General features: G+C 53.8%; 26 protein-coding genes. 12 read left to right on the forward strand and 14 right to left on the reverse strand.

Annotation, left to right across the window (positions count from 1 at the left end; translation table 11 throughout):
• The first annotated feature begins 10 nt into the window (after positions 1–10).
• From RBR60_RS02210 to RBR60_RS02240, 7 genes are all read left to right on the forward strand, one after another.
• On the forward strand, positions 11–1,021 hold the full coding sequence (locus tag RBR60_RS02210; RefSeq protein ID WP_320354095.1) for a tRNA-dihydrouridine synthase family protein: 1,011 nt from the start codon (positions 11–13) through the stop codon (positions 1,019–1,021).
• Between the two features lie 211 nt (positions 1,022–1,232).
• Positions 1,233–2,327, forward strand: coding sequence for a spermidine/putrescine ABC transporter ATP-binding protein PotA (potA, locus tag RBR60_RS02215; RefSeq protein ID WP_320354096.1), 1,095 nt, complete (start codon positions 1,233–1,235; stop codon positions 2,325–2,327).
• Positions 2,317–3,174 carry a spermidine/putrescine ABC transporter permease PotB gene (potB, locus tag RBR60_RS02220; protein ID WP_320354098.1) on the forward strand — a complete coding sequence of 286 codons (858 nt, stop codon included), beginning with the start codon at positions 2,317–2,319 and terminating at the stop codon, positions 3,172–3,174. Before potA ends, potB begins: the two co-directional genes overlap by 11 nt.
• A gap of 19 nt (positions 3,175–3,193) precedes the next feature.
• Positions 3,194–3,976, forward strand: a complete 783-nt coding sequence (gene potC, locus RBR60_RS02225) for a spermidine/putrescine ABC transporter permease PotC (RefSeq protein WP_320354100.1) — start codon at positions 3,194–3,196, stop codon at positions 3,974–3,976.
• Positions 3,973–5,010 (forward strand): extracellular solute-binding protein, encoded by a 1,038-nt coding sequence (locus tag RBR60_RS02230; RefSeq protein ID WP_320354101.1) that lies wholly within the window; start codon positions 3,973–3,975, stop codon positions 5,008–5,010. The genes potC and RBR60_RS02230 overlap by 4 nt, the downstream gene beginning before the upstream one ends.
• A 72-nt stretch (positions 5,011–5,082) precedes the next feature.
• Positions 5,083–6,789 (forward strand): potassium channel family protein, encoded by a 1,707-nt coding sequence (locus tag RBR60_RS02235; RefSeq protein WP_320354103.1) that lies wholly within the window; start codon positions 5,083–5,085, stop codon positions 6,787–6,789.
• Positions 6,790–6,936: 147 nt separating this feature from the next.
• Complete coding sequence (locus tag RBR60_RS02240; RefSeq protein WP_320354105.1) at positions 6,937–8,394, forward strand: catalase; 1,458 nt, start codon at positions 6,937–6,939, stop codon at positions 8,392–8,394.
• A 191-nt stretch (positions 8,395–8,585) separates the two neighbouring features.
• Here RBR60_RS02240 and rbr read toward each other — a convergent pair whose 3' ends face one another.
• The 6 genes from rbr to RBR60_RS02270 form a co-directional block, all read right to left on the reverse strand.
• Complete coding sequence (rbr, locus tag RBR60_RS02245; protein ID WP_320354106.1) at positions 8,586–9,161, reverse strand: rubrerythrin; 576 nt, start codon at positions 9,159–9,161, stop codon at positions 8,586–8,588.
• Positions 9,162–9,210: 49 nt separating this feature from the next.
• Positions 9,211–9,621 (reverse strand): transcriptional repressor, encoded by a 411-nt coding sequence (locus RBR60_RS02250; protein ID WP_320354107.1) that lies wholly within the window; start codon positions 9,619–9,621, stop codon positions 9,211–9,213.
• Between the two features lie 137 nt (positions 9,622–9,758).
• Positions 9,759–10,379, reverse strand: coding sequence for a PqiC family protein (locus tag RBR60_RS02255; protein WP_320354108.1), 621 nt, complete (start codon positions 10,377–10,379; stop codon positions 9,759–9,761).
• Between the two features lie 16 nt (positions 10,380–10,395).
• Positions 10,396–11,964, reverse strand: a complete 1,569-nt coding sequence (locus RBR60_RS02260; protein ID WP_320354110.1) for an intermembrane transport protein PqiB — start codon at positions 11,962–11,964, stop codon at positions 10,396–10,398.
• A complete protein-coding gene (locus tag RBR60_RS02265) occupies positions 11,945–13,216 on the reverse strand; it encodes a PqiA/YebS family transporter subunit (RefSeq protein ID WP_320354111.1) in 1,272 nt (423 codons plus the stop codon). Before RBR60_RS02265 ends, RBR60_RS02260 begins: the two co-directional genes overlap by 20 nt.
• On the reverse strand, positions 13,213–14,307 hold the full coding sequence (locus tag RBR60_RS02270) for a M20 family metallopeptidase (RefSeq protein ID WP_320354112.1): 1,095 nt from the start codon (positions 14,305–14,307) through the stop codon (positions 13,213–13,215). The genes RBR60_RS02265 and RBR60_RS02270 overlap by 4 nt, the downstream gene beginning before the upstream one ends.
• Positions 14,308–14,460: 153 nt before the next feature.
• On the opposite strand from RBR60_RS02270, the gene RBR60_RS02275 reads away from it, so the two are divergent.
• A complete protein-coding gene (locus RBR60_RS02275; protein WP_320354113.1) occupies positions 14,461–15,753 on the forward strand; it encodes an NAD(P)/FAD-dependent oxidoreductase in 1,293 nt (430 codons plus the stop codon).
• Between the two features lie 77 nt (positions 15,754–15,830).
• Here the strand turns inward: RBR60_RS02275 and RBR60_RS02280 are convergent, their stop codons facing one another.
• Genes RBR60_RS02280 through RBR60_RS02290 form a run of 3 tightly spaced genes read right to left on the reverse strand, consistent with a single transcriptional unit; the run spans position 15,831 to position 18,236 of the window.
• Positions 15,831–17,105 carry a D-alanyl-D-alanine carboxypeptidase gene (locus RBR60_RS02280; RefSeq protein WP_320354115.1) on the reverse strand — a complete coding sequence of 425 codons (1,275 nt, stop codon included), beginning with the start codon at positions 17,103–17,105 and terminating at the stop codon, positions 15,831–15,833.
• A 25-nt stretch (positions 17,106–17,130) separates the two neighbouring features.
• A complete protein-coding gene (gene dtd / locus RBR60_RS02285) occupies positions 17,131–17,583 on the reverse strand; it encodes a D-aminoacyl-tRNA deacylase (RefSeq protein WP_320354117.1) in 453 nt (150 codons plus the stop codon).
• A gap of 11 nt (positions 17,584–17,594) precedes the next feature.
• Positions 17,595–18,236, reverse strand: a complete 642-nt coding sequence (locus tag RBR60_RS02290; RefSeq protein ID WP_320354118.1) for a hypothetical protein — start codon at positions 18,234–18,236, stop codon at positions 17,595–17,597.
• 160 nt (positions 18,237–18,396) lie between these two features.
• Here RBR60_RS02290 and RBR60_RS02295 point away from each other — a divergent pair, with 160 nt between their 5' ends.
• The 3 genes from RBR60_RS02295 to RBR60_RS02305 all read left to right on the forward strand — a co-directional run bounded on the left by RBR60_RS02295 (position 18,397) and on the right by RBR60_RS02305 (position 21,327).
• Positions 18,397–18,903 carry a hypothetical protein gene (locus RBR60_RS02295; RefSeq protein ID WP_320354119.1) on the forward strand — a complete coding sequence of 169 codons (507 nt, stop codon included), beginning with the start codon at positions 18,397–18,399 and terminating at the stop codon, positions 18,901–18,903.
• 257 nt (positions 18,904–19,160) lie between these two features.
• Positions 19,161–19,931 (forward strand): hypothetical protein, encoded by a 771-nt coding sequence (locus RBR60_RS02300; protein WP_320354121.1) that lies wholly within the window; start codon positions 19,161–19,163, stop codon positions 19,929–19,931.
• A 91-nt stretch (positions 19,932–20,022) separates the two neighbouring features.
• Positions 20,023–21,327 (forward strand): CBS domain-containing protein, encoded by a 1,305-nt coding sequence (locus RBR60_RS02305; protein WP_320354123.1) that lies wholly within the window; start codon positions 20,023–20,025, stop codon positions 21,325–21,327.
• A 46-nt stretch (positions 21,328–21,373) separates the two neighbouring features.
• Here the strand turns inward: RBR60_RS02305 and RBR60_RS02310 are convergent, their stop codons facing one another.
• The 5 genes from RBR60_RS02310 to RBR60_RS02330 all read right to left on the reverse strand — a co-directional run bounded on the left by RBR60_RS02310 (position 21,374) and on the right by RBR60_RS02330 (position 25,914).
• Entirely contained in the window at positions 21,374–22,540 is a 1,167-nt protein-coding gene (locus tag RBR60_RS02310) for an aminotransferase class III-fold pyridoxal phosphate-dependent enzyme (protein ID WP_320354125.1), read from the reverse strand.
• A gap of 56 nt (positions 22,541–22,596) precedes the next feature.
• On the reverse strand, positions 22,597–23,517 hold the full coding sequence (locus RBR60_RS02315; protein ID WP_320354126.1) for a class I SAM-dependent methyltransferase: 921 nt from the start codon (positions 23,515–23,517) through the stop codon (positions 22,597–22,599).
• Positions 23,471–24,310 carry a class I SAM-dependent methyltransferase gene (locus RBR60_RS02320; RefSeq protein WP_320354128.1) on the reverse strand — a complete coding sequence of 280 codons (840 nt, stop codon included), beginning with the start codon at positions 24,308–24,310 and terminating at the stop codon, positions 23,471–23,473. The genes RBR60_RS02315 and RBR60_RS02320 overlap by 47 nt, the downstream gene beginning before the upstream one ends.
• An 8-nt stretch (positions 24,311–24,318) precedes the next feature.
• Positions 24,319–25,176, reverse strand: a complete 858-nt coding sequence (dapF, locus tag RBR60_RS02325) for a diaminopimelate epimerase (protein WP_320354130.1) — start codon at positions 25,174–25,176, stop codon at positions 24,319–24,321.
• A 75-nt stretch (positions 25,177–25,251) separates the two neighbouring features.
• Positions 25,252–25,914 carry a DJ-1/PfpI family protein gene (locus tag RBR60_RS02330; protein WP_320354132.1) on the reverse strand — a complete coding sequence of 221 codons (663 nt, stop codon included), beginning with the start codon at positions 25,912–25,914 and terminating at the stop codon, positions 25,252–25,254.
• A gap of 167 nt (positions 25,915–26,081) precedes the next feature.
• Between RBR60_RS02330 and RBR60_RS02335 the strand changes: the two genes are divergently transcribed.
• Positions 26,082–26,346: phage integrase N-terminal SAM-like domain-containing protein (locus RBR60_RS02335; protein WP_320354133.1), on the forward strand; the 265-nt coding region annotated here is incomplete at its 3' end.

The following is a 26,346-nucleotide window of genomic DNA, read 5'->3' on the forward strand; positions in this document are numbered from 1 at the left end:
AGGATGGCAGATGCGGATGATCATGGCGCCCATGCGGGGCTATACGGATGCGGTGTTTCGGGAGGTCTGGTCCCGTCATTTTACAGGACTGGACGAGGCAGTAGCCCCTTTTATTTCCTTGCACAAAGCTTCGGAAGTATCCTTGAAAACCCTGGGTGAGCTTGGACAGAAAGGGACTTTCTCCCTGCCTGTGACGCCCCAGATGCTGGGGAACCAGCCCGAAGCCTTTCTGGATTTAGCCCGCTTACTTGCGGATCAGGGATATACGGAGCTGAACTGGAATCTGGGGTGTCCCTTCCCCATGGTGGCGAAAAAGGCGAGGGGATCGGGGCTTCTCTGTCACCCGGATCGGGTGGACGCCTTTCTGGAGCGGGTTTGCGCTGCATCCCCTGTGGAGGTTTCCGTAAAAATCCGGCTGGGTCGTCAGAGAAAGGAAGAGATGGAGGCCATTGTCCCGATTCTGAACCGCTATCCCCTGAGCCGGGTGATGGTGCATCCCCGCATCGGAACCCAGATGTACACGGGCAGGCCGGACCTTGCGGGGTTTGAGCGTTTCCGCGCCGCCTGTCACCATCCTCTGGTCTACAATGGAGATATCTGGTCGCAAAGGGATTTTACGGGACTTACCCGGCGTTTTCCAGGAATTACTTCCTGGATGCTGGGGCGGGGACTTCTGGCGGATCCCTTTCTTGCGGAAAGACTCCGGGGAGGGTTCAGAGGGGAAAGGGAAGAAACCCTTGCCCGTTTTGTGGCCTTTTATGAGGAGCTTGAAGCGGCCTACGCAGCAAGGCTTTCCGGGCCCTCCCATCTTTTGGCGCGCATGAAGGGATGGTGGGCCTGCTTTCATCAGAGTTTCACAGAGGGGGAACGCTTTTTCAGAAAAATCCGGAAAATTGAAAACCTGGAAGCCTTTGGTAAGGCGGTACAGGCCTTTTGGGACGCAGAGCCCGACTGGCAGTTTTCACCCAACGAAGGCTGGGTGGAGGAAGCCGAAGGCAAAGGGATGAACAAAGAAGCATAAAGACAGGGTGTTGTTATGGATTTTTTTTAAAAATGCTTGTTATCGTTGACAGCGTCTTCCTTGTTTTTTATATGACGGCTGCGCCAAAAGCTTTTTTGAAAAAAGGCTTTTGGCGTCCTGCTTTTCGGCCCTGGAGGAGATCGCTCCGGGATGGGGACGTTTCCCCCTTGGTGTTGTTGATGTTATGTCCGAAAGGAGGGCCCCATGCCCTATGACACAGCCGGTGATTCAGCTTAAAAATGTCACAAAGCGTTTTGACGACGAAACCGCAGTGGAAGGCTTCAGCCTGGATGTGCATTCCGGAGAATTTCTGACCCTTCTGGGACCTTCGGGATGTGGCAAGACGACGGTGCTTCGCCTCCTTGCGGGCTTTGAGCAACCCACGGCAGGAGAGGTGATCCTGGCCGGTCGCTGCGTGAACCAGGTACCACCCAACCGCAGGGATGTGAATACGGTTTTTCAGTCCTATGCCCTTTTTCCCCACATGAGCGTGTTTGACAATGTGGCCTTCAGTCTGAAACTCAAAAAAACGTCAAAAAGGGAGATCCAGGATCGGGTGACCGAAGCCCTTTCCATGGTCAAACTTTCGGAATATGCCCACCGCAGGGTGCATCAGCTTTCAGGAGGTCAGCAGCAACGAGTGGCCATGGCCCGCGCCATTGTGAACCGTCCTCTGGTTCTTCTTCTGGATGAACCCCTTTCCGCTCTGGATTATCAGCTGAGAAAAACCATGCAGCTGGAGCTGAAGCGTTTGCAGCGCCATCTGGGGATTACCTTTATTTTCGTGACCCATGATCAGGAAGAAGCCCTTTTCATGAGCGATCGGGTGGTGGTGATGAACGAAGGCCGTATTGAGCAGGTGGGCCGACCCCAGGAGATTTATGAAGAGCCTGTGAACATGTTCGTGGCCCGGTTTGTGGGGCAGATCAACGTATTTGAAGGCCATATTCTCAAGGCCAGGGAAGGGGGCGGATATCTCTGCCGTCTGGGTAAGATGGATTTTCCCCTGAACACCCGAAAAAGCTTTGGGGAAAATGAGGCTGTCCGTATCCTGCTGAGACCTGAAGACCTCAAGATTGAGCGCCTTTCCGATGGTTGCGCGCCCCCTTACCTGCCGGGGGTGGTGGAAGAGCTTCTCTACAAAGGCTCCACCGTGGATCTGGTGATTCGTCTGGATTCCGGGGAACAGATTTTTGTGACAGAGTTTTTCAATGAGGACGCAGAGCATATCTTCTATGCCGAGGGCGAAAAGGTCTGCGTGAGCTGGATCGAAGGATGGGAGGTGGTCTTTTCCCATGCACAGTGAAAGAAGTTTTTTTAAAAACGGAGTGATCCTGCTGGTCTGCTTCTGGCTTGGGATTTTTGTCTTTACGCCCAACATCCTTGTGCTGATCACAAGTTTTCTTGAACGGGATGCCGCCTCCTTTGTGGCGCCCCGTTTTTCCCTTGGAGCGTATAAGACCCTTTTTGATCCGGTTTTTGTCAGTATTTTTCTTGCGTCTTTCCGGATTTCCCTCATGGTGACCCTGATCTGCCTTGTGGCGGGTTATCCCTTTGCCTACGGCATTGCCCGTTCTCCCCGGAAGTGGCGTCGGCTTCTGCTGGTGCTGGTCATCATTCCCTTCTGGACCAGCTCTCTGGTGCGTACCTATGCGCTCATGATGCTCATGCGGGCCAATGGTCTCATCAACACCTGGCTGCAGAAACTGGGACTGATCGAAACGCCCTTTTCCATGCTCTATACGGAAGGGGCCGTACTCTTCGGCCTGGTGTATAACCTCCTGCCTTTCATGATTCTGCCCCTTTATGCTGCCATCGAGAAAATGGATTCAAGGCTTCTGGAAGCTGCTGAGGATCTGGGAGCCAACCGCTTTCAGCGTTTTACGCGGGTGGTGCTGCCCCTGACCCTGCCGGGTATTATCGCAGGCTCCATTCTTGTGTTTCTGCCTGCCATGGGTCTTTTTTACATCCCCGATATTCTGGGAGGTTCGCGGAGCATGCTGGTGGGCAACCTCATCCGGGACCAATTTCTCACGGCGAGGAACTGGCCCTTCGGATCTGCGGCCAGTGTGGTGCTGACCCTGATCATGGCCCTGATGCTGCTGGCCTACTGGCGCAGCATGAAACGCTTCAACGAAAGCATCATTCGCTGACCTAAGGGAGAGGGCTGACATGGCAAAACGGGAAAAGCGCCTGGGCCGGACCTTGTACATGGTTCTGGTCTATGGTTTTCTGTATACCCCCCTTGTGATCCTCATTGTGTATTCCTTTAACGCGGCCCGCTACGGCAGCGCCTGGACAGGTTTTACCCTGGACTGGTACAGAAGCCTTGCCAGCAACCAGCGACTGTTGGAAGCGGCCTTTCATACGCTGGAGGTGGCGTTGATTTCAAGCTGCATTGCCACCCTCATCGGAACCCTTGCGGCCCTGGCTTTTTACCGCTATCGTTTTGTGGGACGTAAGGTCTTGTATACGCTGGTGTATATTGTGATGATGAGTCCGGATATTGTGATGGGGATCTCCCTTCTTATCCTTTTCATCCTCATGGGGCTGCCTGTGGGTTTCCTGACTCTGGTGATCGCCCATGTTACTTTCTGTCTGCCCTTTGTGGTGGTAACGGTGTATGCCCGGATTTCCGGTTTTGACCGGAATGTGATTGAAGCGGCCAAAGACCTTGGAGCCGATGAATTCCAGACCTTCCGGCGGGTGATTCTGCCCATGATCATGCCTGCGGTTCTGTCCGGCTGGCTTTTATCCTTCACCCTTTCCGTAGATGATGTGATCGTGAGCTTTTTTGTAACCGGCCCTGCCTACGAAATTCTGCCTTTACGGATTTATTCCATGGTGCGTCTTGGGGTGAAACCGGAAGTGAATGCCCTTTCAACCCTGATGTTCGCCATCACGCTGGTTTCCGTGCTGGCTTCCCAATGGCTGATCAAGGAGAGAAAAGAATGAAAAAAAGTATCCTCACCCTGGTTGTCGGGTTTTCTTTGTTGCTTGCGGGTCTTGCCCAGGCAAACGAGAGACTTTTTGTGTACAACTGGTCCGAATACATGCCCGAAGCGGTGATCGCGCTTTTTGAAAAGGAGACGGGCATCAAGGTGGTCTACACCACCTATGACGCCAATGAAGCCATGTATGCGAGGATCAGACTCTTGGATGGCAAGGGCTATGATCTCATTTTTCCCTCCACCTATTATGTGGATAAAATGAGAAAGGAAGGCCTGCTCATGCCCCTGAACAAGGAGCTTCTGCCTGGCCTGGTCCATCTGGATCCTTCCCTGCTCAACAAATCCTACGACCCGGAAAACCGTTACTCCCTTCCCTATCTCTGGGGATCCACAGCCATTGGCGTGCATGCAGGCCTGGTGGACGCCAGCAAGGTGACAGCCTTTGCGGATCTCTGGAAACCTGAATACAAGGGCCGGGTCATGCTCACCAACGACATGCGGGAGGTGTTTGGTCTGGCTCTGCATGTGCTGGGGTATTCGGGGAACAGCGTCAAGGAGGCGGAGATTGCCGCAGCCTATGAAAAGCTCAGGGATTTGATGCCCAGTCTGCGGCTTTTTGCTGCGGAAAACCAAAAGCAGGTGCTGCTCAGCGGTGAGGCCGTGATCGGAGCCATCTGGAACGGAGAAGCCTACATGGCTGCGGAGGAAAACCCGGATATCCGCTATGTGTATCCCAAGGAAGGGGCGGTTTTCTGGGTGGACTCCATGGCCATTCCCAAGGGAGCGGCCAATCCTGAAGGGGCCCATCGTTTCATTAACTTCATTCTCCGGCCGGAAATTGCAAAAATGATCACAGAGGAGATCGGTTACGCCACCCCCAACAAAGCGGCTAAAGCCTTCTTGAGTCCTGAAGTGGCCTCCAATCCCACCGTGTATCCGGATGCGGAGCTGGTGCACAACGGCGAGTTTCAGAATGATGTGGGCGATGCCATTCTGATCTATCAGCGGTATTGGGAAAGATTGAAGACCGGACGCTGAAAAACGGAAAACAGCGGGCAGGAATTCTCCTGCCCGCAGAGTTTTTGACCCCCCCAACCCAGAGGGGCTTGCATGAAGTTTCTTCCCTCCCAGCTGATGTACCTGCTTCAGGATCGCAGGGCGCGGCGGAACATCCGCCTTCTTTCCCGCTTCATTCTGGTGCTTTTGGGCATCATCACCCTGTACAGCATCCTTTTTCATCTTTTCATGCTCATGGAAGGGCAGAGCCATTCCTGGGCCACAGGGGTGTACTGGACCCTGACGGTCATGTCCACCCTGGGGTTTGGGGATATCACCTTTCAAAGTGATATCGGCCGTATTTTTTCCATCGTGGTGCTGCTTTCGGGCATTGTGTTTTTGCTTGTCATGCTGCCTTTCACCTTCATCCAGTTTTTTTATGCCCCCTGGCTGGAAGCGGAAACCCAGTCACGGGCGAGGCAGAAACTTCCCGATGATGTGGAAAACCATGTGATCATTGTTGGTTTTGACCCCGTGGCCACCAGCCTTATTACAAGGCTTGTGAAGTATGAAAAGGAGTATGTACTCCTTGTCCCGGAAGTGCAGGAGGCCATCAATCTCAGGGACCAGGGGTACAAGGCCCTTGCCGGGGATCTGGATGACCCGGAAACCTACCGCCGCCTCCATATCCACAAGGCAGCCATGGTGCTGGCCCTTACCGATGACATGAAAAACACCAACATCGCCTTTACCCTGAGGGAGCTTTCCAAGGAGATTCCCATTGTGGTGAATGCGGAAAATGACGAGTCCGTGGATATTCTCCGCCTTGCCGGAGCCACACGGGTGTTTCAGTTCCGTAAAATGCTGGGAGGTTTTCTTGCGCGCCGCATTGTGGGGGCTGGCTTGCAGTCTGCCATCATTGGTCGTTTTGAAAAGCTTGTGATTGTGGAAGCCCCTGCCATGCGTACGCCTCTGGTGGGAAAAACCCTTCTGGAGTGCGGCCTGCGCCAGGCCACGGGCATGAACGTGGTGGGGCTCTGGGAAAGGGGCGTTTTCACCCTGCCGAGACCCGAGAGCCGGATACAGTCTGAAACCGTACTGGTGCTGGTGGGATCCATGGAACAGGTTCTTGTCTATGAGCGTTTTGTGGGGAATCAGGAGGAAGCCTCCTTGGATCCTGTTCTGATTCTGGGAGGAGGCCGGGTGGGCCAGGCTGCGGCGGAAATCCTTGAATCCAGGGGCGTTCGTTATCGGATTGTGGAAAAAAATCCCAAGGTAGCTGCAAAAAGCGCGCATATGGTTCTGGGCAGCGCCGCGGATCTGGATGTTCTCCTGGATGCGGGGATCAAGAAGGCCCCTTCGGTTTTCATCACCACCCATTCCGATGACATGAACATCTATCTCACCCTGTATTGCCGCAAACTGCGCCCGGATATCCAGATCATCAGCCGGGCTACTCTGGATCGGAATATCAGCATTCTGCACACCGCAGGTGCTGACCTTGTCATGTCTTACGCCGCCCTTGCGGGCAATACCCTTTTTAATCTCTTAAGTCCGGGCAAGGTGCTGATGGTCACAGAAGGCCTGAACATCTTCCGTGTTCGGAGCCATAAGAGCCTTTGGGGAAAAAGCCTTGTGGATAGCGGCATTCGTAAACACACGGGGTGCAACGTCATTGCCATGTCCTCAGGGGAAACCATGGAAATCAACCCGGATCCCTTTAAGATCATTGAAGAGGCTACGGAATTGATTGTCATGGGCAATGCAGAGTCGGAAAGTCTTTTCAGACGCCGTTATCCGGAAAAGGATGCCAGGGTGTAGGTGACTTTTTTTGCCCTGAGCGGAGAAATTACCATGTACCCTGGACTTTTTTTCCTGTAGGCTCTTTTTATCCTGTTTTATTCGCGTCTGTCCCCCCATTTCTGAGTCCGGCTGTCCCTGGGCTCAGCACCAGAAAGGAGACCTTGCATGACGGATAAAAAGAAGCTGACAACCAATGGCGGAGCCCCGGTTCCGGATAACCAGAATGTACTGACAGCAGGCCCCCGCGGGCCCATGCTTCTTCAGGATGTCTGGTTTCTTGAGAAACTGGCCCATTTTGATCGTGAGGTGATTCCGGAGCGGAGGATGCACGCCAAGGGGTCGGGTGCTTATGGGGTTTTTACGGTCACCCACGACATCACCCAGTACACAAGGGCGAAAATATTTTCTGAAATCGGCAAGAAAACGGAGCTTTTCACCCGCTTCAGCACGGTGGCCGGAGAAAGGGGCGCTGCGGATGCAGAACGGGATATCCGGGGTTTTGCTGTGAAATTTTACACGGAAGAGGGGAACTGGGATATGGTGGGCAACAATACGCCTGTGTTTTTCCTGCGAGATCCCCTGAAATTTCCAGACCTGAACCATGCGGTGAAGCGGGATCCCCGCACCAATATGCGAAGTGCGAAAAACAACTGGGATTTCTGGACTTCTCTGCCCGAAGCCCTGCATCAGGTGACCATTGTGATGAGTGATCGGGGCATTCCCGCCACCTATCGTCATATGCACGGGTTCGGCAGTCATACCTTCAGTCTCATTAATGCAAAAAACGAACGCTATTGGGTGAAGTTTCATTTTAAAAGCCAGCAGGGAATTAAAAATCTTACGGATGCGGAAGCCGAAGCCCTCATTGGTAAGTGTCGGGAAAGCCATCAGCGGGATCTGTACGAAAGCATTGAAAACAAGGATTTTCCCCGCTGGACCCTTTTCATTCAGGTGATGCCGGAAAAGGAAGCCGCCACCTGCCCCTGCCATCCCTTTGACCTGACCAAAGTCTGGTTTCACAAAGACTATCCTCTGATTGAAGTGGGGGTGATGGAGCTGAATCGCAATCCGGAAAATTATTTTGCCGAGGTGGAGCAGGCGGCCTTTAACCCGGCCAATGTGGTGCCGGGTATTGGCTTTTCTCCGGACAAGATGTTGCAGGGTCGCCTCTTTTCCTATGGCGATGCCCAGCGTTACCGTTTAGGGGTCAACCACCACCTCATCCCCGTGAATAAGGCCCGTTGTCCTTTCCACAGTTACCACAGGGATGGTGCCATGCGGGTGGATGGCAACCATGGCAGCACCCTTGGATATGAGCCCAACAGTTATGGGGAGTGGCAGGAACAGCCCGATTTCAGTGAGCCGCCCCTGAGTCTGGAAGGGGCTGCCGATCATTGGAACCACAGGGAGGACGCGGATTATTATTCCCAGCCCGGTGCACTTTTCCGTCTGATGCGTCCGGAACAAAAAGAAGTTCTTTTTGGTAACACGGCCCGCTCCATGGGGGATGCGCCCCAGGAAATCAAGCAGAGACATATCCGCAACTGTTTTAAGGCAGACCCGGCCTATGGCGAGGGAGTGGCAAAGGCCCTGGGTATGGATCTGAGTGAGGCGCTTGCATGAACGGCGGTAGAAGAAGGTTTCGCCTTAAACCCTGAAAAAGGTCCGGTGAGTTGACGGGTGTGAAGATTCAGGGCGGTTAAAATGACAGAGGGGCAAGGCGGAAAAATAATTTTCCCCTTGCCCCTTTATTTTTTCGATTCAGCGGAGTCCGGTGTGGCGCGGATCCCTATTTTTCAGGGTATCCGCCCGACTCAATAGTTGGTGGGCTTAAGTTCAAAGTGAGCCTGGGGATGGGCGCAGGCGGGGCACATTTCCGGAGCTTTTTCTCCGGTGTGCACATAGCCGCAGTTGCGACATGCCCAGGTAGCGCTTGCTTCGCGCTTGAAAACCCTGCCTGCTTCAATGTTGGCGGCAAGGGCTCTGTAGCGGTTTTCGTGGTGTTCTTCTGCAATACAGATTTTTTCAAATACAATGGCGATGGCTTCAAAGCCTTCTTCACGGGCGGTTTTGGCATATCCGGGATACATGGAGGTGAATTCCTCATGCTCTCCCTGGGCCGCAGCCTTGAGGTTTTCAAGGGTTGTTCCGATCACACCTGCAGGGAAATTCCAGCGTACTTCCACTTCTCCGCCTTCAAGGAATTTGAAAAAGCGCTTGGCATGCTCTTTTTCCTGGTTGGCTGTTTCCTCAAAGATGGCGGCAATCTGTACGTAGCCTTCCTTCTTGGCCTGGGCTGCAAAATAGGTATAGCGGTTTCTGGCCTGGGATTCCCCGGCAAAAGCTGTGAGAAGGTTTTTTTCGGTCTGCGTTCCTTTGATGGATGCCATGCTGAACTCTCCTTTGAATGGTTTTGGGTTTCTCGGTTTAAAAGAAGGATCATCGTTTCTGGCATTTGGGGCAGAGGCCCCTTACCTCGACAATGATGTCGTGAATCTGGTAAGGACTTTCCACCTGTTCCCGAAGAAGGCTTTCCAGGGGAATACTTGCGGGTAGGTCTTCCAGACTGTCGCAAGCCGTGCAGCGGATATGGGCATGGGTATGGGTGCTGCCATCGTAACGTCTGGGACCTGCGCCCGTATCAATCCTTGCAATGTAGCCCGCCTCACTGAGGCTTTCAAGGTTTCTGTAAACGGTTCCAAGACTGATGCGTGGAAGCTTGTTCTGTACCCAGCGGTATACCATGTCCGCTGTGGGGTGGCTCTGGGTGGCGAGAACCACATCCAGAATGATGCGTCGTTGCGCACTGAGGCGGATGGCTCCGAGTTTCTCTTTGTGTGAATGTTCCATGACGCCTCCCCCTTTTTTTCAGTAATAATTACTGTTAATGGTTTTTTCTGTCAAGGCTTTTCTGCATATGCGCAAAAAGGATTGAAATCTTCTTTTTCTGGCCCATAGAAAAGAACCTGCAAAGACTAAGGAATGGATCAGAAGAGATTCCGAACTTCCGCCATCAGTTGTTCGGCCAACCCATCCAGGGCCAGGCTCTGGGAGGCGGCCAGGGCTTCGGGTTCGATGGAGGTGCTGAAGACACGGACATCAAAGGGCACTTCTTTGGGGAGTTTACCCGGAGCTTCTAGGGAAAACATACCGCTTAAACGCACTTCACCCTTTTCATCTCCTGAAAAATCGATGATCTGCAGACGTAGGCGCAAGGCGGGAGGGGGATAGGCCGGCCCGAGTTCTGCGGGTATGACCCGGAATCCGGGGAGCCTGGCATCCATGCGTAAAGCCAGGCTTTCTCGCATGAGCCGGTCAAGGGGAGCGGACCAGCGGTGGTGTTCATGTACAACCAGCTGAAATCCGCCCTGACGCGTGACCATCTGGGGACGGTCCAGGTGGCGGGGGATGGCAGATGTTTCCAGAAGCAAAACGGGACTCCCGGCTTTTTTTTGCATAAGGGGAGGGTCCGGAATGCCCAGATGGTAGAGCTGGGGATGGGGCTTGGCGGCACAGCCCGCAAGCAGGAGAAGAAAAAGGACAGCCTTCACAGCATGCCCCAGTCCGGGAGAGGAGGAAAGGGGGGATCTTGCGCGGTGTCTGTGCATGGGACCTCCGGATCTTTTATTTTCCGTAAAGAAGGGTGTCGGGTCTTGCCTCCAGGCTTTCGGCAAGAATGCGAATGGCCCGGGCGGACTCGGCCAGTTCCTGGGCTGCCCGGTTGATTTCCATATAAAGGGGACTTCCCTGTTGAAGGGTGGCAAGTCCCGCATTGAGCTGATCCAGAGTGGTGTTGATGCCCGCAAGGACTTCCCGGGTATCCTGGAAGACGGGTCTGAGATCTCCGGGGATGTCTTCCATGCGAAGCATGAGTTTTCTGGCGCTTTCCAGGGTTGTGATGGTGTTCTGGGCTATGCCTTCCAGGGGGAGTTCACGGATGCGGTTGAGAATGCGCAGGGCGTTTTCCGTGAGCTGGGCAATGGGATGGGGCAGAGTGGGGATGACAGGAATGCCTTCGGGACTTAAGGGCAGCTCCTTTACGGGATTTGCCGGATCCATTTCCATGGCCACAAAGAGCTGGCCTGTGAGAAGGCTGCCCATTTCCAGCCGGGCCTTGAGACCCTGATGCAGCATCTGCATGAAGAGGGCATCGGGATCCGGATGCTTGGGTCCTGTGAGACGGCGGGTGAGGATGGCAATCCTGACAGGAATGCGCAGGGCTTGGGTGGCCTGGTCATAGTAAAGGTTCACGTCCAGTACCTCCCCGATCTGAACGCCACGGAAATCCACAGGCGCACCGGGGCTGAGGCCGCGGACGGATCCGTCAAAATAGACGACAAAGGGGAGTCCCATCTGCATGGACCTGGACTGAATCTCTCTGAAATTGGGAAACAGGGGAAAATGGGTTCCGTTTTTTACCCGTGGGGCCTCGGGATCGGGATTGTCAAAGGCGATGCCTCCGGAAAGCAGGCTTTCCAGGGATTCGGTGCGAAGGCGTATGCCTTCGGCGCTCAGGGAAAAATCAACCCCGGTTTCCCGCCAGAATCGGGTGGCTCTGCTGATGTGTGCGTCATAGGGAGAACGGACAAAGATATCGAGAAAGATACGCTGCTGATCCGAAGACACGGTGAGCGCCTCCACAGCGCCGACCTGGATTTTCCGGTAATAGATGGGGGCGCCCACATCAAGACCACCGGATTCGGTTTCGAGAACCAGCCGCAGTCCAGGCGTTTCCGAAGGGGTGAGGGGAGGATTTTCCAGCCCCACGAAGGAGGTGGCGGGTTTTCCGGGTCCGGGTTCTATGGCGATATAGGCTCCGGAGAGCAGGGTGTTGAGTCCGGAGATGCCCTGTTTGTCGATGCGGGGACGCACCACCCAGAAGCGGCTGCTTTCCGTGATATGGTGCTGCATGGTGCGATGGACGCGGATCCGGGCGCTGATGTGGGAAAGATCCGGGGCCAGGTCGATGTTTTCCAGGGTTCCGATGGCAAGATCCTTGAACCGCAGCTGGGTTTTTCCGGGGACAAGTCCGGCTGCGGTTTCAAAGCTTACGGTGATCAGTATGCCACGCTGGGCATAGTGTTGCCAGAGAAGCCAGCCTCCGGCCACCAGAGCGGTCAGGGGGATGAGCCAGATCCAGAAGCGGGCCTTGGCTGTGGTGATTTCCGGAAACTCAGAGGCAGGCAGGTTCATGGGCGTCGTTTTCCTGAGATGGCCGATCCCAGAGCAGTCTGGGGTCAAAGGTTTCAGCGGCAAAGAGGGTGATGACGACCATGCCCGCAAAGGCGGTGGCGGCAATACCCGGTTCAATGGTGGCGATACGGCCCATCTGTACCATGGCGGCGAGGGTGGCCACCACAAAAACGTCAACCATGGACCATTTCCCAATGAATTCAGTAAGTCGGTACAGAGCGGTCTGGTCCCTGGGGCAGGCGATTGTGCGGAAGCGGACGCAGATGATGAGGTAAAACAGGGCAAGGAGCTTGGCCATGGGGATGAAGACACTGGCAAAAAAAACCACAGATGCGATGAGAAAGGCCTTGTCCTGCCAGAGGAGAATGACGCCTCCGAGGATGGTGCTGGAAAGGGATTGCCCGAAATTTTCAACGATCATGATGGGATAGAGGTTGGCCGGTATGTAGAGAATGAGGGCGGTGAGGGTCAGGGCAAGGGTGCGGTTGAGGCTTTGGGGTTTGCGGGCATGCATGGGGCTTGCGCATCGGGTGCAGGAAGGGGTCGCCAGGGTGTGAAGGCGGCCGCAGGTGTGGCAGGGGGCAAGGCCTGCTTTTCTCGCCTCCTTTCCCGGCAGAGGCGTGGGGGGCAGGGGGGGCTGGCTGAGGTTTTCCCAGATATCCCGTACGGGCATGGCGGCAAAGGCGAACTGAAGAAAGAAAACCTGAAGACAGAAGGCCCAGAAACCGTAAGCCAGGTGGATTTCCGCCATGTGGACGGCCTTGACCAGCACCACGAAGATACTGACAAGATAGACATCGGTCATATCCCAGAACCGGGCGTGTGCGAAAAGCTTGAGAAAAAAACGGTAAAAGGGAGGTTTTCGGTTCTGCCTGAGAAAAAAGAGCAGATAAATCAATAAGAGGATGGCGCACAGGGGGGCGAGGATGAGAAGCAGTCCCACAAAAAGAGCAAGGCTAGGCATTCTGTGCTGAAAGAGGGTCAGAACCGCAGAAGGCAGGGAGATGGTCTGGCTTTGTCCGCTGATGCCAATGGATATGAAGGGCAGGGAGATGGCGATGATCCAGGCGATGAGCGCGGCAAGGCAGAGGGCAAGGGGCAGATCCGGGCCGTAAAAGCAGCGTCCCCTGAGGCGCGTGCCACAGCGACGGCAGAGGGCCACCTGGCCGCGCTGGAGGGGGATTTTGAGGTGCAGGCGATCGCAGGCCGGACAGGCCATCCAGTCGGGAAAAAAAGGTGTCTCCTTTTTCATGCGTCCCCTTTCTTTTGTGCCTCACAAAGGGAGAAAAAGACCCTCAGGCGGCTGAGGAGCAGGGCCAGGGAGTCGATGCGGACCCGTTCTTCATCGGAGTGCTGGCTCATTTCTCCGTCTGCTCCCCAGACAACGGCGGGGATGTGGTTTTCCGAAAAATAATGGGCGTCACTGGCGCCGTGTTCGTGTACGTACCGGGCCTGGGGAGCGGCCAAAGCCAGAAGGCTGAGGTAGGAAGAGTTTCCGGCTGTGAAAACAGGGTCCAGGCTTTCCTGGGTCAGGCGGCTGAAGCGGAGTTTTTTTTCCATCTCCCGAATCATCTGTGTGGGGTCGTCTTTTTCCGTAAAGCGGACATCCAGCAGGGCAAAGGCGCTGTCAGGTACCTGATTCACGGCGTTTCCGCCCTCCATGCGGCCGATGTTGAGGGTTTTTTCCCAATAAAGGGCATCCTGATGGGAAAAGAGGCTGCGGATTTGCCCAAGATCGGCCATCAGTCCTTCCAGGGCGTTTTGCCCCAGCCAGGGACGAGCGCCGTGGGCGTTTTTCCCTCTGGCCTCAAGGCGGAGCCGCAGAATGCCCTTTTGCCGGATAACGATTTCATCGGGGGTTCCGCCGTCAAGAATAATGGCGAAATCACAGGAAAGTCGGGGAAGGATAGCGCCCGTGCCCCGTTCTCCGCCGGTCTCTTCATCGGAGGTGATGAGAAGGCCAAAGGGCAGGTCCTTTGTGTCCAGGCCTTTTTTTCGGAGTTCCAGGGTTTTTTCAAGGAGAAGGTGCAAAGAAAGGGCAATGGCGTATTTATCGTCTACAGCGCCGCGTCCCCAGATAAAACCGTCCCGGATGCAGGGGGTGAAGAGGGCTTCGGGCGCACGGACCACATCCATATGGCTGACAAGGAGAACAGGGCTTCTTTCCGGTGCTGGGGTGATGAGAATGGAGGGCGCGCCCTGGACATGAAGAATTTCATGGCACAGCCCATGCCGGGTGAGGAAGGTGCGGATGAAATCCGTACACCGGCGGATCTCGTCGGGCCTGGATTCCATGGTCTGAAAGCCCATGAGTGTCTGTGTCAGGGAAAGGAGATCCTGCATGGCAGCGCCCGTCCTTGTGGATGAGGATGACAAAAGCTGTTTTCCGCACTACAATACATCAATATGCGGTTTTTGCAAAAACCATGAATGCGTCTGTGCCAGAAAAGTGGCGGGGAAGCTATTCTGAAGAGCAATGGAAAGGATCAAAACGCCATGAAGCATGTGCTCATTGTGGGCGGAGGTTTTGTGGGCCTGAACGCCGCCAAGGCCCTGGGGAAATCGGGAAAGGTGGAGGTGACCCTCATTGACAAGAGGAACTATCACCTGTTTCAGCCCCTTTTGTATCAGGTGGCCATGGCGGGCTTGAGTCCTGCTGAAATTGCAGCTCCCCTGCGCAGTCTCCTTTCCGGTTATCGCTACGTACGGGTACTCCAGGCCGAGGCCTTTTCCGTGGATGCCAAGGCGAAGAAGGTGGAAACCAGCATCGGTTCTCTGACCTATGATTATCTGATTCTGGGGTGTGGAGCGCAGCATGCCTATTTTGGCAGAGAAGAGTGGGAGCCCCTGGCTCCCGGTCTCAAAACCGTGGAGCAGGCCACGGAAATCCGCAGGCGCATCCTGTATGCCTTTGAAAGGGCGGAGTGTACCACCAATCTTGAGGAAAAGATGAAGCAACTCACCTTTGTGGTGGTGGGCGGAGGCACCACAGGCGTGGAGCTTGCGGGGGCCATCGGCGAGATGAGCCGGTATACCTTTTCCAAGGATTTTAAAAACATTGATCCCAAACTGACGCGGGTGATTCTGGTGGAGGCCGGGGAACGCATTCTGCCGGGTTACCATCCGGATCTGTCCGCCCGGGCCGCTCGGGATCTGGAAAGTCTCGGTGTGCAGGTCTGGACCTCGAAAAAGGTGTCAGGCATTGACAAGGACGGGGTGGATATCGGCAAAGAGCGTATCCAGGCTGCGACGGTTCTCTGGGCTGCGGGCATTGAGGCGGCGGCAATCAATACCACCCTGGGCCAATCCCTGGATTGGCTGGGCAGGGTTCCGGTAAAGCCGGATCTCAGCCTTGAAGGGTTTCCCGAGGTTTTTGTGGGAGGAGACCAGGCTTCTTTCATACCGGAAGGTGCGGGTAACGCCCTTCCCGGTGTAGCCCCCGTGGCCCTCCAGCAGGGGCGTCATATGGCAGGGAATATTCTGCGGGATCTTGCGGAAAAACCTCGAAAGGATTTTACGTATTTTGACAAAGGTCAGATGGCCACCATCGGCCGCAGCCGGGCTGTGGTGGAAGCCGGAAAAATCCGGTTTGCAGGATTCTTTGCCTGGCTGACCTGGCTTTTCATCCATATCTATTTTCTTACGGGCTTTAAAAATCGGCTTTTTGTCGTGCTTCAGTGGGCAGGGGCTTACTTCACCTTCAACCGGGGCGCACGTCTGATTGTGAATAAGGAGTGGCGTTTTTACAGGCCGAAGGAGGACAAGGACCAGAGGTCTGGGGATTCATGAGGCCGATGCCCCGTCAGAGGACGGGGCATCCCACTCCTTTTTCACCTTAAATAACAGCTTTTTTCCGGAGATCCTTTTCACGGACTGGCTGTTTCCATGGAATCCGCAGCACGGGTCAGGTTCTTTCTGGACCTGACCTTTTGTTTGAGCGTCTCCAGATGACGAAGGTAGGCCTCATTTTCTCCCTGGGTCATGAGTACGTAGGGATACCAGCCTTCAGCTCCCTTGAGGAATCCCGCACGGGTGCGCACATCGGAAAGGGTGCCTGTTTTGTAGCGGCCCTGAACTTCCCTGCGCATGAGATCCATGTAGGGGATGAAGACATCCAGGGCTTTGATCATTTCCTGGCAGGAAATCTGGTTTTTCCGGGAGAGCCCCGAACCCTCCTCGATGAAAAAATTCTGGATGCCAAGGCGTTTTTCCACAAAAAGACTTAAATCCTTGCGGGCATCTTCCAGGCCTATGGGTTTTGGGTCTTTGACGTTCTGGGAGGCTGTGAAAAGAAGAAGCTGGTTGGCGATGACGTTGTTGGAATGGGCCATGAGCTGGTGGACAATGTCAGCAATGCTGAAGTTTGATGGCACTTCAAGGAGCAGGGTGTCGGGTTCGGTGGGTGGATTTTCACGGAATCGGGTTTCACTGTTTTCAAAGGTAAAGCCTGCTTCTTCCAGAAAATGGCGGGTGAGGGCTGCGGCATAGCGTATGGGGAAATCACTTTCCTCAGGAAGGGCGATGCGGCCTGAAGCCATGCGAGAGGCCTGGATGGGACCGATGACCATGGGTAAAAGGGGGGTTTCCTCTTCTCCGGAAACAAGGCGGCCTTTTTCCGTTTTAAAGGATACGGAATTGAAATTCACGGCAAAGGCAGTGAGGGGGGCGTTGTAACTCCGAAGGGAGCGGGCGGATCGTCCGTCTATGGGAATTTTTTTTTCAAAACGGGAAACATCCACAACAAGCCCTGTAAAGTGGCGGTGAGGAGTTTGCTCGGCAAGCCTTGCAATCATGGTTTTCAGGGGCATGGAAGTGAGAAGGGGGTCGGAGCGGGAGGTGAGTACGAGGTTACCCTCACTGTCCGTGTGCCAGGGTGTGACAATGCGGTATTCCGGTCCCAGGGTTTCCAGGGCGTAAAGGGAGGTGAGGATTTTCAGAATGGAGGCCGGCGGCATGCCTTCGGCGGGGTTTTGGGAGGCAAGCACTTCTCCATCCGGTGTTTTCAGAAGCCAGGCGTTGCGTGCGGTTGTCTGTTCCGCTGCCCAGGCGTGGAAAAGAGGAGAGGCGAGCAAAAAAAACAGCATGACAAGGATATGCGGCATGTGGGGAATCCTGATGATGTGGGTGATGGGGATACGCATGGCGGCAAGACCTGTTCTGAAAGAGTTATTTTTTTCGCATACGACTGTCGAGGATGAGGGTCACGGGCCCATCGTTAAGCAGAGACACAGCCATTTGCGCCTGGAACCTGCCTGTCTGGACATGGACTCCTGCGTTTTTACAGCGCTGGATGAAGTCCTCGTACAGGGGAATGGCCGTGGCCGGAGCTGCGGCAGCTGTGAAGGAAGGCCGTCGGCCTTTCCGGCAATCTCCCAGGAGGGTGAACTGGGAGACCACGAGGAGTTCCCCGGCGGTCTCCAGAACGGAGCGATTCATTTTTCCCGTCTCATCCTCAAAGATTCTTAGATGGACAATTTTGTCGGCAAGAAAGGCGCTGTCTTCCTCCCTGTCGTCTTCAGCAACGCCCAGAAGCACAAGAAGCCCCTGGTCGATCTTCCCTTCGATCTCATTATCAATGCGGACATCGGCATGGCGGACACGCTGCACAACGGCGATCATAAGACTTTCCTTTACTCAAAAACGGAAAAAATTTCCCGGAGAGTTTCCTGTCTTTTTTTCTTCTGTCTCAGCCTTTCCCACTGGTCGGGAAAGGCGAGGGGGGCAAACCGGGCTTCCAGGGTAAGGTGCACACTTTCCTTTTCCCGCACAAAGGAGACAATGCGGATGGGATCCTGAACAAGACCTTCATAGCGGAGGGTCATGCGGGATTGTATATGATTGCCAGTTATCTGGTTGTGGCCTGCAATGCTCTGGGCGCCATGCTGAAGAAGCAGGGTTTCCCAGGCCTTGCGGAGGGCGGGCATGCGGCCGTCTTCACCGGGCTGAAGGGGAAGATGCACGGACACGGATAGGGTCTGCCAGTGGCCCATCCTGTATTCTGTGGGCGCAGACGCCATGATGAGGCGGTTTTTTGTGAGCATGCCATCTTGGGTATCCTGTTCCAGGGTGATGCAGAAAGGGCCGCTTTGGAGGGCTGGATGGGGTCTCGCGCAGGCCATGGCCAGGAAAAAGAGGGCAATGAGGGCCCCGGAAAGGACGGGTAAGCGGAGCAGGAGGGCTTTTTTTTGCCGGATCCAGGGGCTATGAGCCTTGCGGCCCCCAACGCCAAGGGCCTGGGGCTGCCTGGTATTTGCACAGAAGTTCACCCGCATTTGTTTTTTCTTGCCCCGTTTGCGCTTAAGAAAAAAATCCCGATGGTCGAAAGATGAAAAAAAGAATATTGAGACTTAAGGCTTATACCATGGTCCTTCTTTGGGAATAAACAGTCTCCCCTGGATTTTTTTTAAGGGTTAACGGAAAACAGGAGGCGCTATGCGTCAGTCAAAGGGAAAGTCATGGCGGGTCTGGTTTGTGCTTGGGATATGGACGGGCCTGCTGCTGGTATCCGCCCTGGGGTGTGCAACCCGAAATCAGGTTCTCTGGCACAAGAGCCCCGCCATCCGTTCTGCTAACCTGATTCCCGGAGTGGAGCCGGAGGAAAGTGCGGTGAAGCTGATGGTACGGGTACAGGGCCAGGGGTTGGCTCCGGAAAAGGGATCGCCTGCCAGACGCCGTTATTATGCCGAGCGCGCCGCTGTTCTGGATGGTTACCGAAGGCTTTCCGAACGGATTGCGGGCATTCTGCTGGATTCCTACACCCTGGCCGGAGAAGGGGAAATGGGCCAGGATCGCATTCTCTCAGAAACCCGCGCTTATCTGCGAGGCGCTCAGGTCATGGAAGTGGCCTACTCCGAAGGTATGGCAACGGCGGAAGTCCGGGTTTTTCTTGTTCCGAGGCAGTCGGTCTTTCAGTGGGATGGGACGGTGGCAAGTCCTTAGGCCAGGGTTGAGATAAAGATTGAGACGCATTTTGTGTGTTTTGGGCCCCATCGGCCTTGCAAGTGGGCATGTGCCGTGGTTTTGGGGCTGAAGACTGAAAACCAGAGGGTTCTTTTCATGATGACGGATATCTGAAGTCCTGTTGTCCCGGCTCTGGGGCTGTGTTAAGGAAAAAGGCAGTCTGACCCTGCTGCGGGGTCGACTGTCTTTTGCTTTTTGTGTGAACCTGAGAAGGGGAAAACCCTGAGGAAGGTGGCATGTCCCAGAACATACCGCAGTTGGGTCTGTCTCGCAGGCTGGTTCTGGTTCTCCTGATTCTGCTGACCGTGGGAGAACTCCTTGCCTTCATGGTGGCCTGGAACATGTCGGGCAAAAAGGCCTGGCTTCAGGTACAAAACGCCACAGGCGAGGTGATTTATGAGACCCGGGGCGATACCCTGACCCGTTTTGATCGTTACTATTTTGAGCAGAATTTCGGTCCTCTGGAATCCTTTCATACCCGTCTTGTGACAAGGGAAACCCCTTTTCCCCTCACGGCCTGGCTCTTTGCGGCCATCGGGGTTCCTGTGGGACTGGTGCTTTTCTTTGCCTTTCTTGTGAAGGTCTGGCATTCGCTTTTTCTGCGGGAAGAAGCTGCACATGCGCAACCCGAAGAGGGCGGCGGTTGGGAAAAGGTGCTGTCGCGCATGGACAGGCCGGGCGTCTTTACAGTGGGAGGCCTGGTTTTTGTTTCCGTTCTGGCGCTCTGGGTGCTGCCCGTGCTGCTTTCCCGTGCGGCCCTTTCCGCTCTGGAGCTGGTTTTACGTTTCAAGTGGATTTTTGCAGTGCTTTTTCTGGGGGTTTTAAGTCTTTGCTTCTGGTTTCTGTATCTGCGGTATCGTCTGGCGAGCAAGGCCATGGATGCGAGGCTGGAACTGGAGCGTCTGCGTCTGACCCTGGAAATGGAGCAAAAGGAATTGACTTATCCTGAGAAAAAGACCCTTCTTTTATCGTCTCCGAGGGATGAAAAAAAGATGAAGGATACCTGAGAAAAAAAGACGTTGATGGGGACCCCACAAACCAGGAAGGCTTTTTCTTCCGACACCCAAGACGCTGTACGACCCCCAGGATGTGAGAATCATGGATATCATCACCACCCATAAGAACGCGGATTTTGATGCTGTGGCCTCCATGGTGGCGGCGACCCTGCTGTATCCGGGAGCCATCCCCGTGCGGCCCAATGACCTGAACCCCAATGTGAAGGCTTTTCTATCCATCCATAAGGATATCTTTGACACCTATCTTCCCAAGGAAACGGAGCTGAAAAAGGTACAGCGCATGGTCGTGGTGGATACGGGGTCCTGGGCACGTCTGGACGGGCATCTCCGCAAGCTGAAAGACCAGAAGGATTTGGAGCTGATCCTCTGGGATCACCATCCCGAAGGCGATATTGAGGCCGGATGGACATGCCGGGAATCCATGGGGGCCACGGTGACCCTCCTTGTGCGGAAAATGCGGGAACAGGGAATGCGGCTGACGCCCATGCAGGCGACCTTGTTTTTACTGGGACTTTATGAGGATACGGGCAATCTGAGTTTCAGTTCCACCAAGGCGGAGGATGCCCTGGCAGCTGCCTACCTTCTTGAAAACCGGGCGGATCTCAATGTGCTTTCCACCTTTTTAAGGCCGGTTTATGGTGAGCGGCAAAAGGAAATCCTCTTTGAGATGATTCAGGCCGGAGAATCCGCCAAGCTGGATGTGAAAGGACATCGTATCGCCATCAGTCGCATGGTGATCGAAGGACATGTGGGCAACCTTGCTGTGGTCATCAATATGTACCGGGAGATCATGAACGTGGACGCCGCCTTTGGCGTGTTCACGGATCTGGAGCGACAGCGTACCTTTGTCATCGGTCGCAGCAAGACCGAAGATCTTAATGTGGGTTCCATTATGCGCAGTCTCGGCGGGGGAGGGCATCCTGCCGCAGGTTCCGCCATGCTGGATCTTGTGAATACCGATGTGGTGGTGGAGCAGATCGTAACCCTTCTTCAGGGCAATCAGCAGAGTTCTGTGCAGCTCAGCGACATCATGAGTTATCCCGTGAAAACCGTGGAAGAGGATACGCCCATGGATGTGGTCTGGGAGGTGCTTGTGGAAAAGGGATGTACGGGGCTGCCCGTGGTGCAGGACGGGGTGCTGACCGGGGTGATTTCGCGGCGGGATTTCCGGAAAATCCGCAAGGATTCCCAGAGAAAAGCACCGGTACGGGCTTTTATGAGCCGCAACGTGGTTACCATTGATCCCACCAAGAGTCCCATGGAAGCGGCAAAGATCATGGTAAAGCATGACATCGGCCGCCTGCCTGTGGTGAAAGACGGAAAGATCATCGGCATTGTGTCACGATCCGATGCGATGCGCTATTTTTACGACCTTCTGCCCGATTGAAAGAAGGTGGGGACCGAAATTTTTTTCCTTTGAGATCAGGGCCTGGTTAGGGTGTTTGGGTATGATTTATTAAGGACCTGAATTCATTTGTGAATGCGTAAAAATCCTTTTCCTGCACGGTCAGGGGAGGATCAATCCTGAAAAAAGTTTTTCTGTTACCAACGATATAGCCTCTGGCAATCAGTTCCTTGAACAGTCGGTCTCCGGTGCCTTCATCGCAGACCTCAACCGCAAACATGAGGCCCCGTCCCCGCACGTCGGTGATGAGGCGTTTGTCTTTTAAGGATGCGAGCATTTCAAAAAATCTTTTTCCTTTGATTTCAGCTTTGGGAATCAGATCCTCATCCTTGATGATTGTTATCACCTCCTTGACAATGGCCGCTCCCAGCGGATCATTCTGATGGGACTGCATATACCTGAACGTACCTTTTTTCAGCTCTCTGACGGTTTCTTCGTTTATTGCGGTCACGCTGACGGGATAGCCGTTTCCTATGCCCTTTCCGATTGCCACCATATCTGGCTTGATCTGGTAGTGATCATAGCCGAACCATTTCCCAGTCCTTCCGGTTCCAGTGGTCACCTCATTGGCAATGACCTTGCCGCCCTGTGATCTTACAATGGCAACGATATTCTGGATCAACGCCTTCGGCGGGAATCTGACAAAGCCAGAAGAACTGCCCGGCTCAAAGATGAAGTCCGAAATATCTCCAGGAATATCCTTGAGCTTTTCACATCCGATATCACAGTGATCCTGATGGGGGCAGCCCATGCATGCTTCCCAGTTGAAGATGTACCAGTTTCTTTTTCTGTCGGTCACGGAACTGTATGAGCCCAGATAGGAATCGTGAAGGGTCATGGACTGCTTTTTGCCGGTGACATGTTTGGATATCTGCCTGGCAAGTTCGATGGCCTCACTGCCGGAGCATAGGAATACGCAATTGCCATTTTCAAAGCCAGTGACAGAGAGAACAGAATCCGCTGCATTTTCAACGATATCTCCGGAATAGCAGAAACCAGCATGCATGAATGTTTCAATCTGCTTTTTGATCGTGCTGTTTATCCGGACATTCCCGTGACCCAGTGATGTACACCAGACTCCCGACTCCAGATCCATGTATCGTTTCCCCTTACCATCCAGCAGATAAATGCCTTCACAGCTGACAATGTTGGGGATTTCAATGCTATGATTTGTGCAGTTGAATATTTTGCTCATTCTTTATATCCGTTACCTTCACTTTATCTTCACTGCCTGAGTCGCCAGCTTCTTGCTCAGGACCGCGCCATTAGAGCGAATACGCCCCATCCAAGGTATTCACGGGTGTAGGCCGTATGGCGTTTGGGGGCTGTGGTCAGTTGGGCTCGGACTTCTTCTGCAAAATCGTCTTCTGGATTCGCTTCAAGCCATCGACGCATGGTGAGCCACTTGGCGGCCTCGTATCTGTCCCAGCCTTCCTGATCCGCCAGAACCATTTCCACAAGGTCGTAGCCTAGCTCGTCGAAAAACGCGCAAAGCTCAGGAAGCATGAGAAAATCGGAGATGGAATTGGCAAAGCATCCCCTGGCAACGTCTTCTGTTGGTGGTAATTGCCGCCAGTAAGGCTCGCCGATGAGGATGATTCCCTTGGCGCTAAGGCTTTTTGTCAGAAGATCGATGGTTCCGGCGACTCCCCCACCGATCCACGTGGCACCGACACAGGCAGCCACACCGCACTTTTCGTCGGTTACATAGCCGACAGCGTCACCATGGATGAACTCGACCCGATCAGCCACGCCAAGTTCTTCAGCGCGGAGTTTTGCTTGTTTGCAGAACAACGGACTCATGTCGATGCCAAGGCCGGTGATTCCGTAGTCACGTGCCCAGGTACACAGCATTTCGCCCGAGCCACTACCGAGATCAAGGACGCGAGTCCCTGGCTCCAAGCGCAACACGGCACCGAGAGTGGCGAGTTTTTCTGGTGTGAAAGGGTTATGGATGCGGTGAGCACTTTCGGTGATGTTGAAGATTCGTGGAATATCCAATTTGAAAAACCTCCTGCAGGGATGAATAAATTCGGTCACTGTCTGACACAGAATCTGACAGCCATCGGTGGTGAAGCGCAGCGGAATTTTCGTTTCTGAGTTCCTGAGATGGATCTGTGCCGGGCTATGACTTCTTTCCAATGACCGCAAATTCGCTTGAGTTTCGGTCATATGGGGTTCCAGCGACGTCTGAATAGAACGACTCAATGGAAAATCCGCTTTCCATAAATTCCCTCTCCAGTTCCGCAGGTGAGAAAAATTGCAGCCAGTTGTACACCGTTCGGGTTCGATCCGATTCGATAATCGTGTATTTGTCAAGTACAATCTTTTCGTTATCGTACTTGAAGGTGTTTAAAAATCCATAGTACTTGTTTGCTGACCAGAATCCGTTGAGGAGATTGACTGCGTATGTTGCTGCTTCTTCCCGTTGCTCAAATGCTGTCAGCGAATACACATCAAGAAGGATCGAACCGCCCGGTTTCAGGATTTTGTGAAATTTGCTCAGAATGTCTCTTCTTTGGGCAGGACTGAGGGCGCAGAAGTCACACATGATCATCATAACAAGGTCGAATCGCTCTTTAGTCTCAAAATCCAGGTAGTTCTGGATCACATAGTTGATGTTCAGGTGCTCGCTGGCCGCAACCTCCCTTGCGTACTCAATGGATCTTCTTGAGAAATCTATCCCTGTCACATTTGCCTGGTGCCGGGCCAGTCTCGTTGTGTACAATCCTGGGCCGCAGCCGAAGTCGGCGATTTGGGTATCCTTTCCGATGTTAAAGAGGCAAGTGATCCATTCCACCGATCGATTGATGAACTGCATATTTCTCGAAGAGAGGTCCATACCCTCATTCAGATGGCATGAGAGCATTTGGGCTGATGTATGCTCGTCGGTCCATAGATCGCTTGCGGTGTAAAATTGGAACGGTGCAGGCCGTTCGTTGGTGATCTCCAACTTTTGAAACATTTTTTTTCCTATCGGTTCGAAGGTCTATCTTCCTCAAACATTTCCCGGTCCATGAATCCTTCACAAACACGTGTTACTGGCCCTGTCATTGTGGCACTAAAGTTCTGAGCCAAGTGGATGGCGAGGCTGCCGCCAGGCATGTGAACGGTGATGGCGGGGCCGCAAAGACCGAGCCTGAAAGCTACAGCTGCTGCAGCGGTACTGCTGCTGCCCGACGCTAAAGTGTAACCTGCCCCTCGCTCCCATATTTCGATCTGGATGTTCTCACGGTCGATGGCTTTTAGAAACTGGACGTTGGTCCGATTGGGAAAACGGGAGTCTGTCTCAATTAAAGGCCCGTAATGCCGGGCAAGCTCTGGAGAAACGTCGTTGCAAAGGATGACGCAGTGCGGATTCCCGACCGTGGCTGCACAGTACTCAAAGATTGCGTCTTCGATGTCCATGGATTCTCGCAATACTTCTCGTTCTTCTCCAGCAACAGGTACCTTTGTGCTCATGAAACTCACTTCTCCCATTTCCACAGTTACCATCCTTCCGCCCTTGTGAACATGACAGACGACAGTTCCGCCAAGGGTCTCTACCGTGAATGGGGTCTCGTAGATTGAGCCCAAGTCCCAAAGATAGCGAGAAAAGATACGAAGGCCATTCCCGCTCTTTTCCGCTTCACTGCCGTCAGGGTTCAAGATTCTGAGACGGAAGTCACAGGTATCGCTGTGGAGGGGACCAAGAAGAATCCCATCTGATCCAATGCCATAGTTGCGGTCACAAATGAGCCGAATCTTCTTCGGGCTAAGGTCTCCGCTGACATCTGCCGGATGAATCACTACGTAGTCGTTTCCAAGGCCGTGGTACTTAAGGTATTTCATGTTTTCCCTCGAACGCCATGCCCAGCAGCAGCCACAGGGCTGACACTGAATTTGTAAAATACACTTAACTTCAGACTACTTGATCCGGTCAGAATTGCCACGGCCCTGGCTGTCTGCTGCAGCTACAGGTTGGGAGTTTTCATGCCAATGATAGTCCATTTGACGAGCCGTTCGCACTGATAGCTCCCGCCCAGCAAGACGCTCTACTAAATATAAACTCATGTCTAAACCGGCTGAAATTCCCGCTGAGGTTACGATTGAGCCTTCATCGACCCAACGCTGCCCTTCAAGGACCGTAACTGAAGGAAACATTGCACGCATTTGGGCAACGTCTTCCCAATGGGTTGTGGCGAACTTACCATCTAACAAACCAGACTTAGCCAAAAAGAACGCCCCTGTACACACCGATGCGATAAGCTTGGGCCTTGGAGACAAGCTGGAGGAGATCCAATCAGAGACCGTTGGTTCAGCAAGCTCGCCAGCGACAACTCCTCCGGGAACAAGGAGTAGGTCAATTGGTGGATGATTATAGATGGTATAGTCGGCTTGCACTTTGAGGCCAGCACGAGTCCGAATTATGTTTTTATCCTTAGCGATTGTGAATACATTGAATGGGATGGGGCTTGACACATCATCTCGACAAGACACACGCGATGCTGTTGTAAATACTTCGTATGGTCCAGCAAAATCCAAAACTTCGACCTCATCGAAAACGAATATTCCAACTGAGATGGTCATCAAGGCTCCTAACGTTTCAGCTCACCGGACCCACGCTGTTTGCGGGTTCCGTGTGAAGACGGTGGCTGAACGCAGCCGCTTCGCGGCAGAAAAGAGTTAAACAAGGTACACTCCTTCAATGCAGCGAACAGCTGCAGCCTAACAACGCATTGGAGAAGGAGTGCCCCATGAACCAGCAGGAACAGGAGCGATTCGACAGGCTTTACCAGCATCTGAAAACCCTGAAGCTTCAGGGCAAAGCCCAAAAAACCATTGATGCCTATGCCAGAGCCGTCCGCAGGATCAGCAGGCATTTTGACTGTTGCCCGGACAGACTCAGTCCTGGGAATCTGCAGGACTATTTTGCAGATCTGGTAGAAACCCATTCCTGGAGCACCATCAAGATCGACAGAAACGGTCTTCAGCACTTCTGGAAGTTTGCTCTGAAAAAGG

This window comes from Desulfobotulus sp. (assembly GCF_034006065.1).
Lineage (GTDB): Bacteria > Desulfobacterota > Desulfobacteria > Desulfobacterales > ASO4-4 > Desulfobotulus.

Coding starts and splice junctions, on each gene's coding strand:
- RBR60_RS02210 (WP_320354095.1), top strand. CDS start 11: ATGCGGATGATCATGGCGCCCATGCGGGGCTATACGGATGCGGTGTTT.
- potA (WP_320354096.1), top strand. CDS start 1,233: ATGACACAGCCGGTGATTCAGCTTAAAAATGTCACAAAGCGTTTTGAC.
- potB (WP_320354098.1), top strand. CDS start 2,317: ATGCACAGTGAAAGAAGTTTTTTTAAAAACGGAGTGATCCTGCTGGTC.
- potC (WP_320354100.1), top strand. CDS start 3,194: ATGGCAAAACGGGAAAAGCGCCTGGGCCGGACCTTGTACATGGTTCTG.
- RBR60_RS02230 (WP_320354101.1), top strand. CDS start 3,973: ATGAAAAAAAGTATCCTCACCCTGGTTGTCGGGTTTTCTTTGTTGCTT.
- RBR60_RS02235 (WP_320354103.1), top strand. CDS start 5,083: ATGAAGTTTCTTCCCTCCCAGCTGATGTACCTGCTTCAGGATCGCAGG.
- RBR60_RS02240 (WP_320354105.1), top strand. CDS start 6,937: ATGACGGATAAAAAGAAGCTGACAACCAATGGCGGAGCCCCGGTTCCG.
- rbr (WP_320354106.1), bottom strand. CDS start 9,161: ATGGCATCCATCAAAGGAACGCAGACCGAAAAAAACCTTCTCACAGCT.
- RBR60_RS02250 (WP_320354107.1), bottom strand. CDS start 9,621: ATGGAACATTCACACAAAGAGAAACTCGGAGCCATCCGCCTCAGTGCG.
- RBR60_RS02255 (WP_320354108.1), bottom strand. CDS start 10,379: ATGCACAGACACCGCGCAAGATCCCCCCTTTCCTCCTCTCCCGGACTG.
- RBR60_RS02260 (WP_320354110.1), bottom strand. CDS start 11,964: ATGAACCTGCCTGCCTCTGAGTTTCCGGAAATCACCACAGCCAAGGCC.
- RBR60_RS02265 (WP_320354111.1), bottom strand. CDS start 13,216: ATGAAAAAGGAGACACCTTTTTTTCCCGACTGGATGGCCTGTCCGGCC.
- RBR60_RS02270 (WP_320354112.1), bottom strand. CDS start 14,307: ATGCAGGATCTCCTTTCCCTGACACAGACACTCATGGGCTTTCAGACC.
- RBR60_RS02275 (WP_320354113.1), top strand. CDS start 14,461: ATGAAGCATGTGCTCATTGTGGGCGGAGGTTTTGTGGGCCTGAACGCC.
- RBR60_RS02280 (WP_320354115.1), bottom strand. CDS start 17,105: ATGCGTATCCCCATCACCCACATCATCAGGATTCCCCACATGCCGCAT.
- dtd (WP_320354117.1), bottom strand. CDS start 17,583: ATGATCGCCGTTGTGCAGCGTGTCCGCCATGCCGATGTCCGCATTGAT.
- RBR60_RS02290 (WP_320354118.1), bottom strand. CDS start 18,236: ATGCGGGTGAACTTCTGTGCAAATACCAGGCAGCCCCAGGCCCTTGGC.
- RBR60_RS02295 (WP_320354119.1), top strand. CDS start 18,397: ATGCGTCAGTCAAAGGGAAAGTCATGGCGGGTCTGGTTTGTGCTTGGG.
- RBR60_RS02300 (WP_320354121.1), top strand. CDS start 19,161: ATGTCCCAGAACATACCGCAGTTGGGTCTGTCTCGCAGGCTGGTTCTG.
- RBR60_RS02305 (WP_320354123.1), top strand. CDS start 20,023: ATGGATATCATCACCACCCATAAGAACGCGGATTTTGATGCTGTGGCC.
- RBR60_RS02310 (WP_320354125.1), bottom strand. CDS start 22,540: ATGAGCAAAATATTCAACTGCACAAATCATAGCATTGAAATCCCCAAC.
- RBR60_RS02315 (WP_320354126.1), bottom strand. CDS start 23,517: ATGACCGAAACTCAAGCGAATTTGCGGTCATTGGAAAGAAGTCATAGC.
- RBR60_RS02320 (WP_320354128.1), bottom strand. CDS start 24,310: ATGTTTCAAAAGTTGGAGATCACCAACGAACGGCCTGCACCGTTCCAA.
- dapF (WP_320354130.1), bottom strand. CDS start 25,176: ATGAAATACCTTAAGTACCACGGCCTTGGAAACGACTACGTAGTGATT.
- RBR60_RS02330 (WP_320354132.1), bottom strand. CDS start 25,914: ATGACCATCTCAGTTGGAATATTCGTTTTCGATGAGGTCGAAGTTTTG.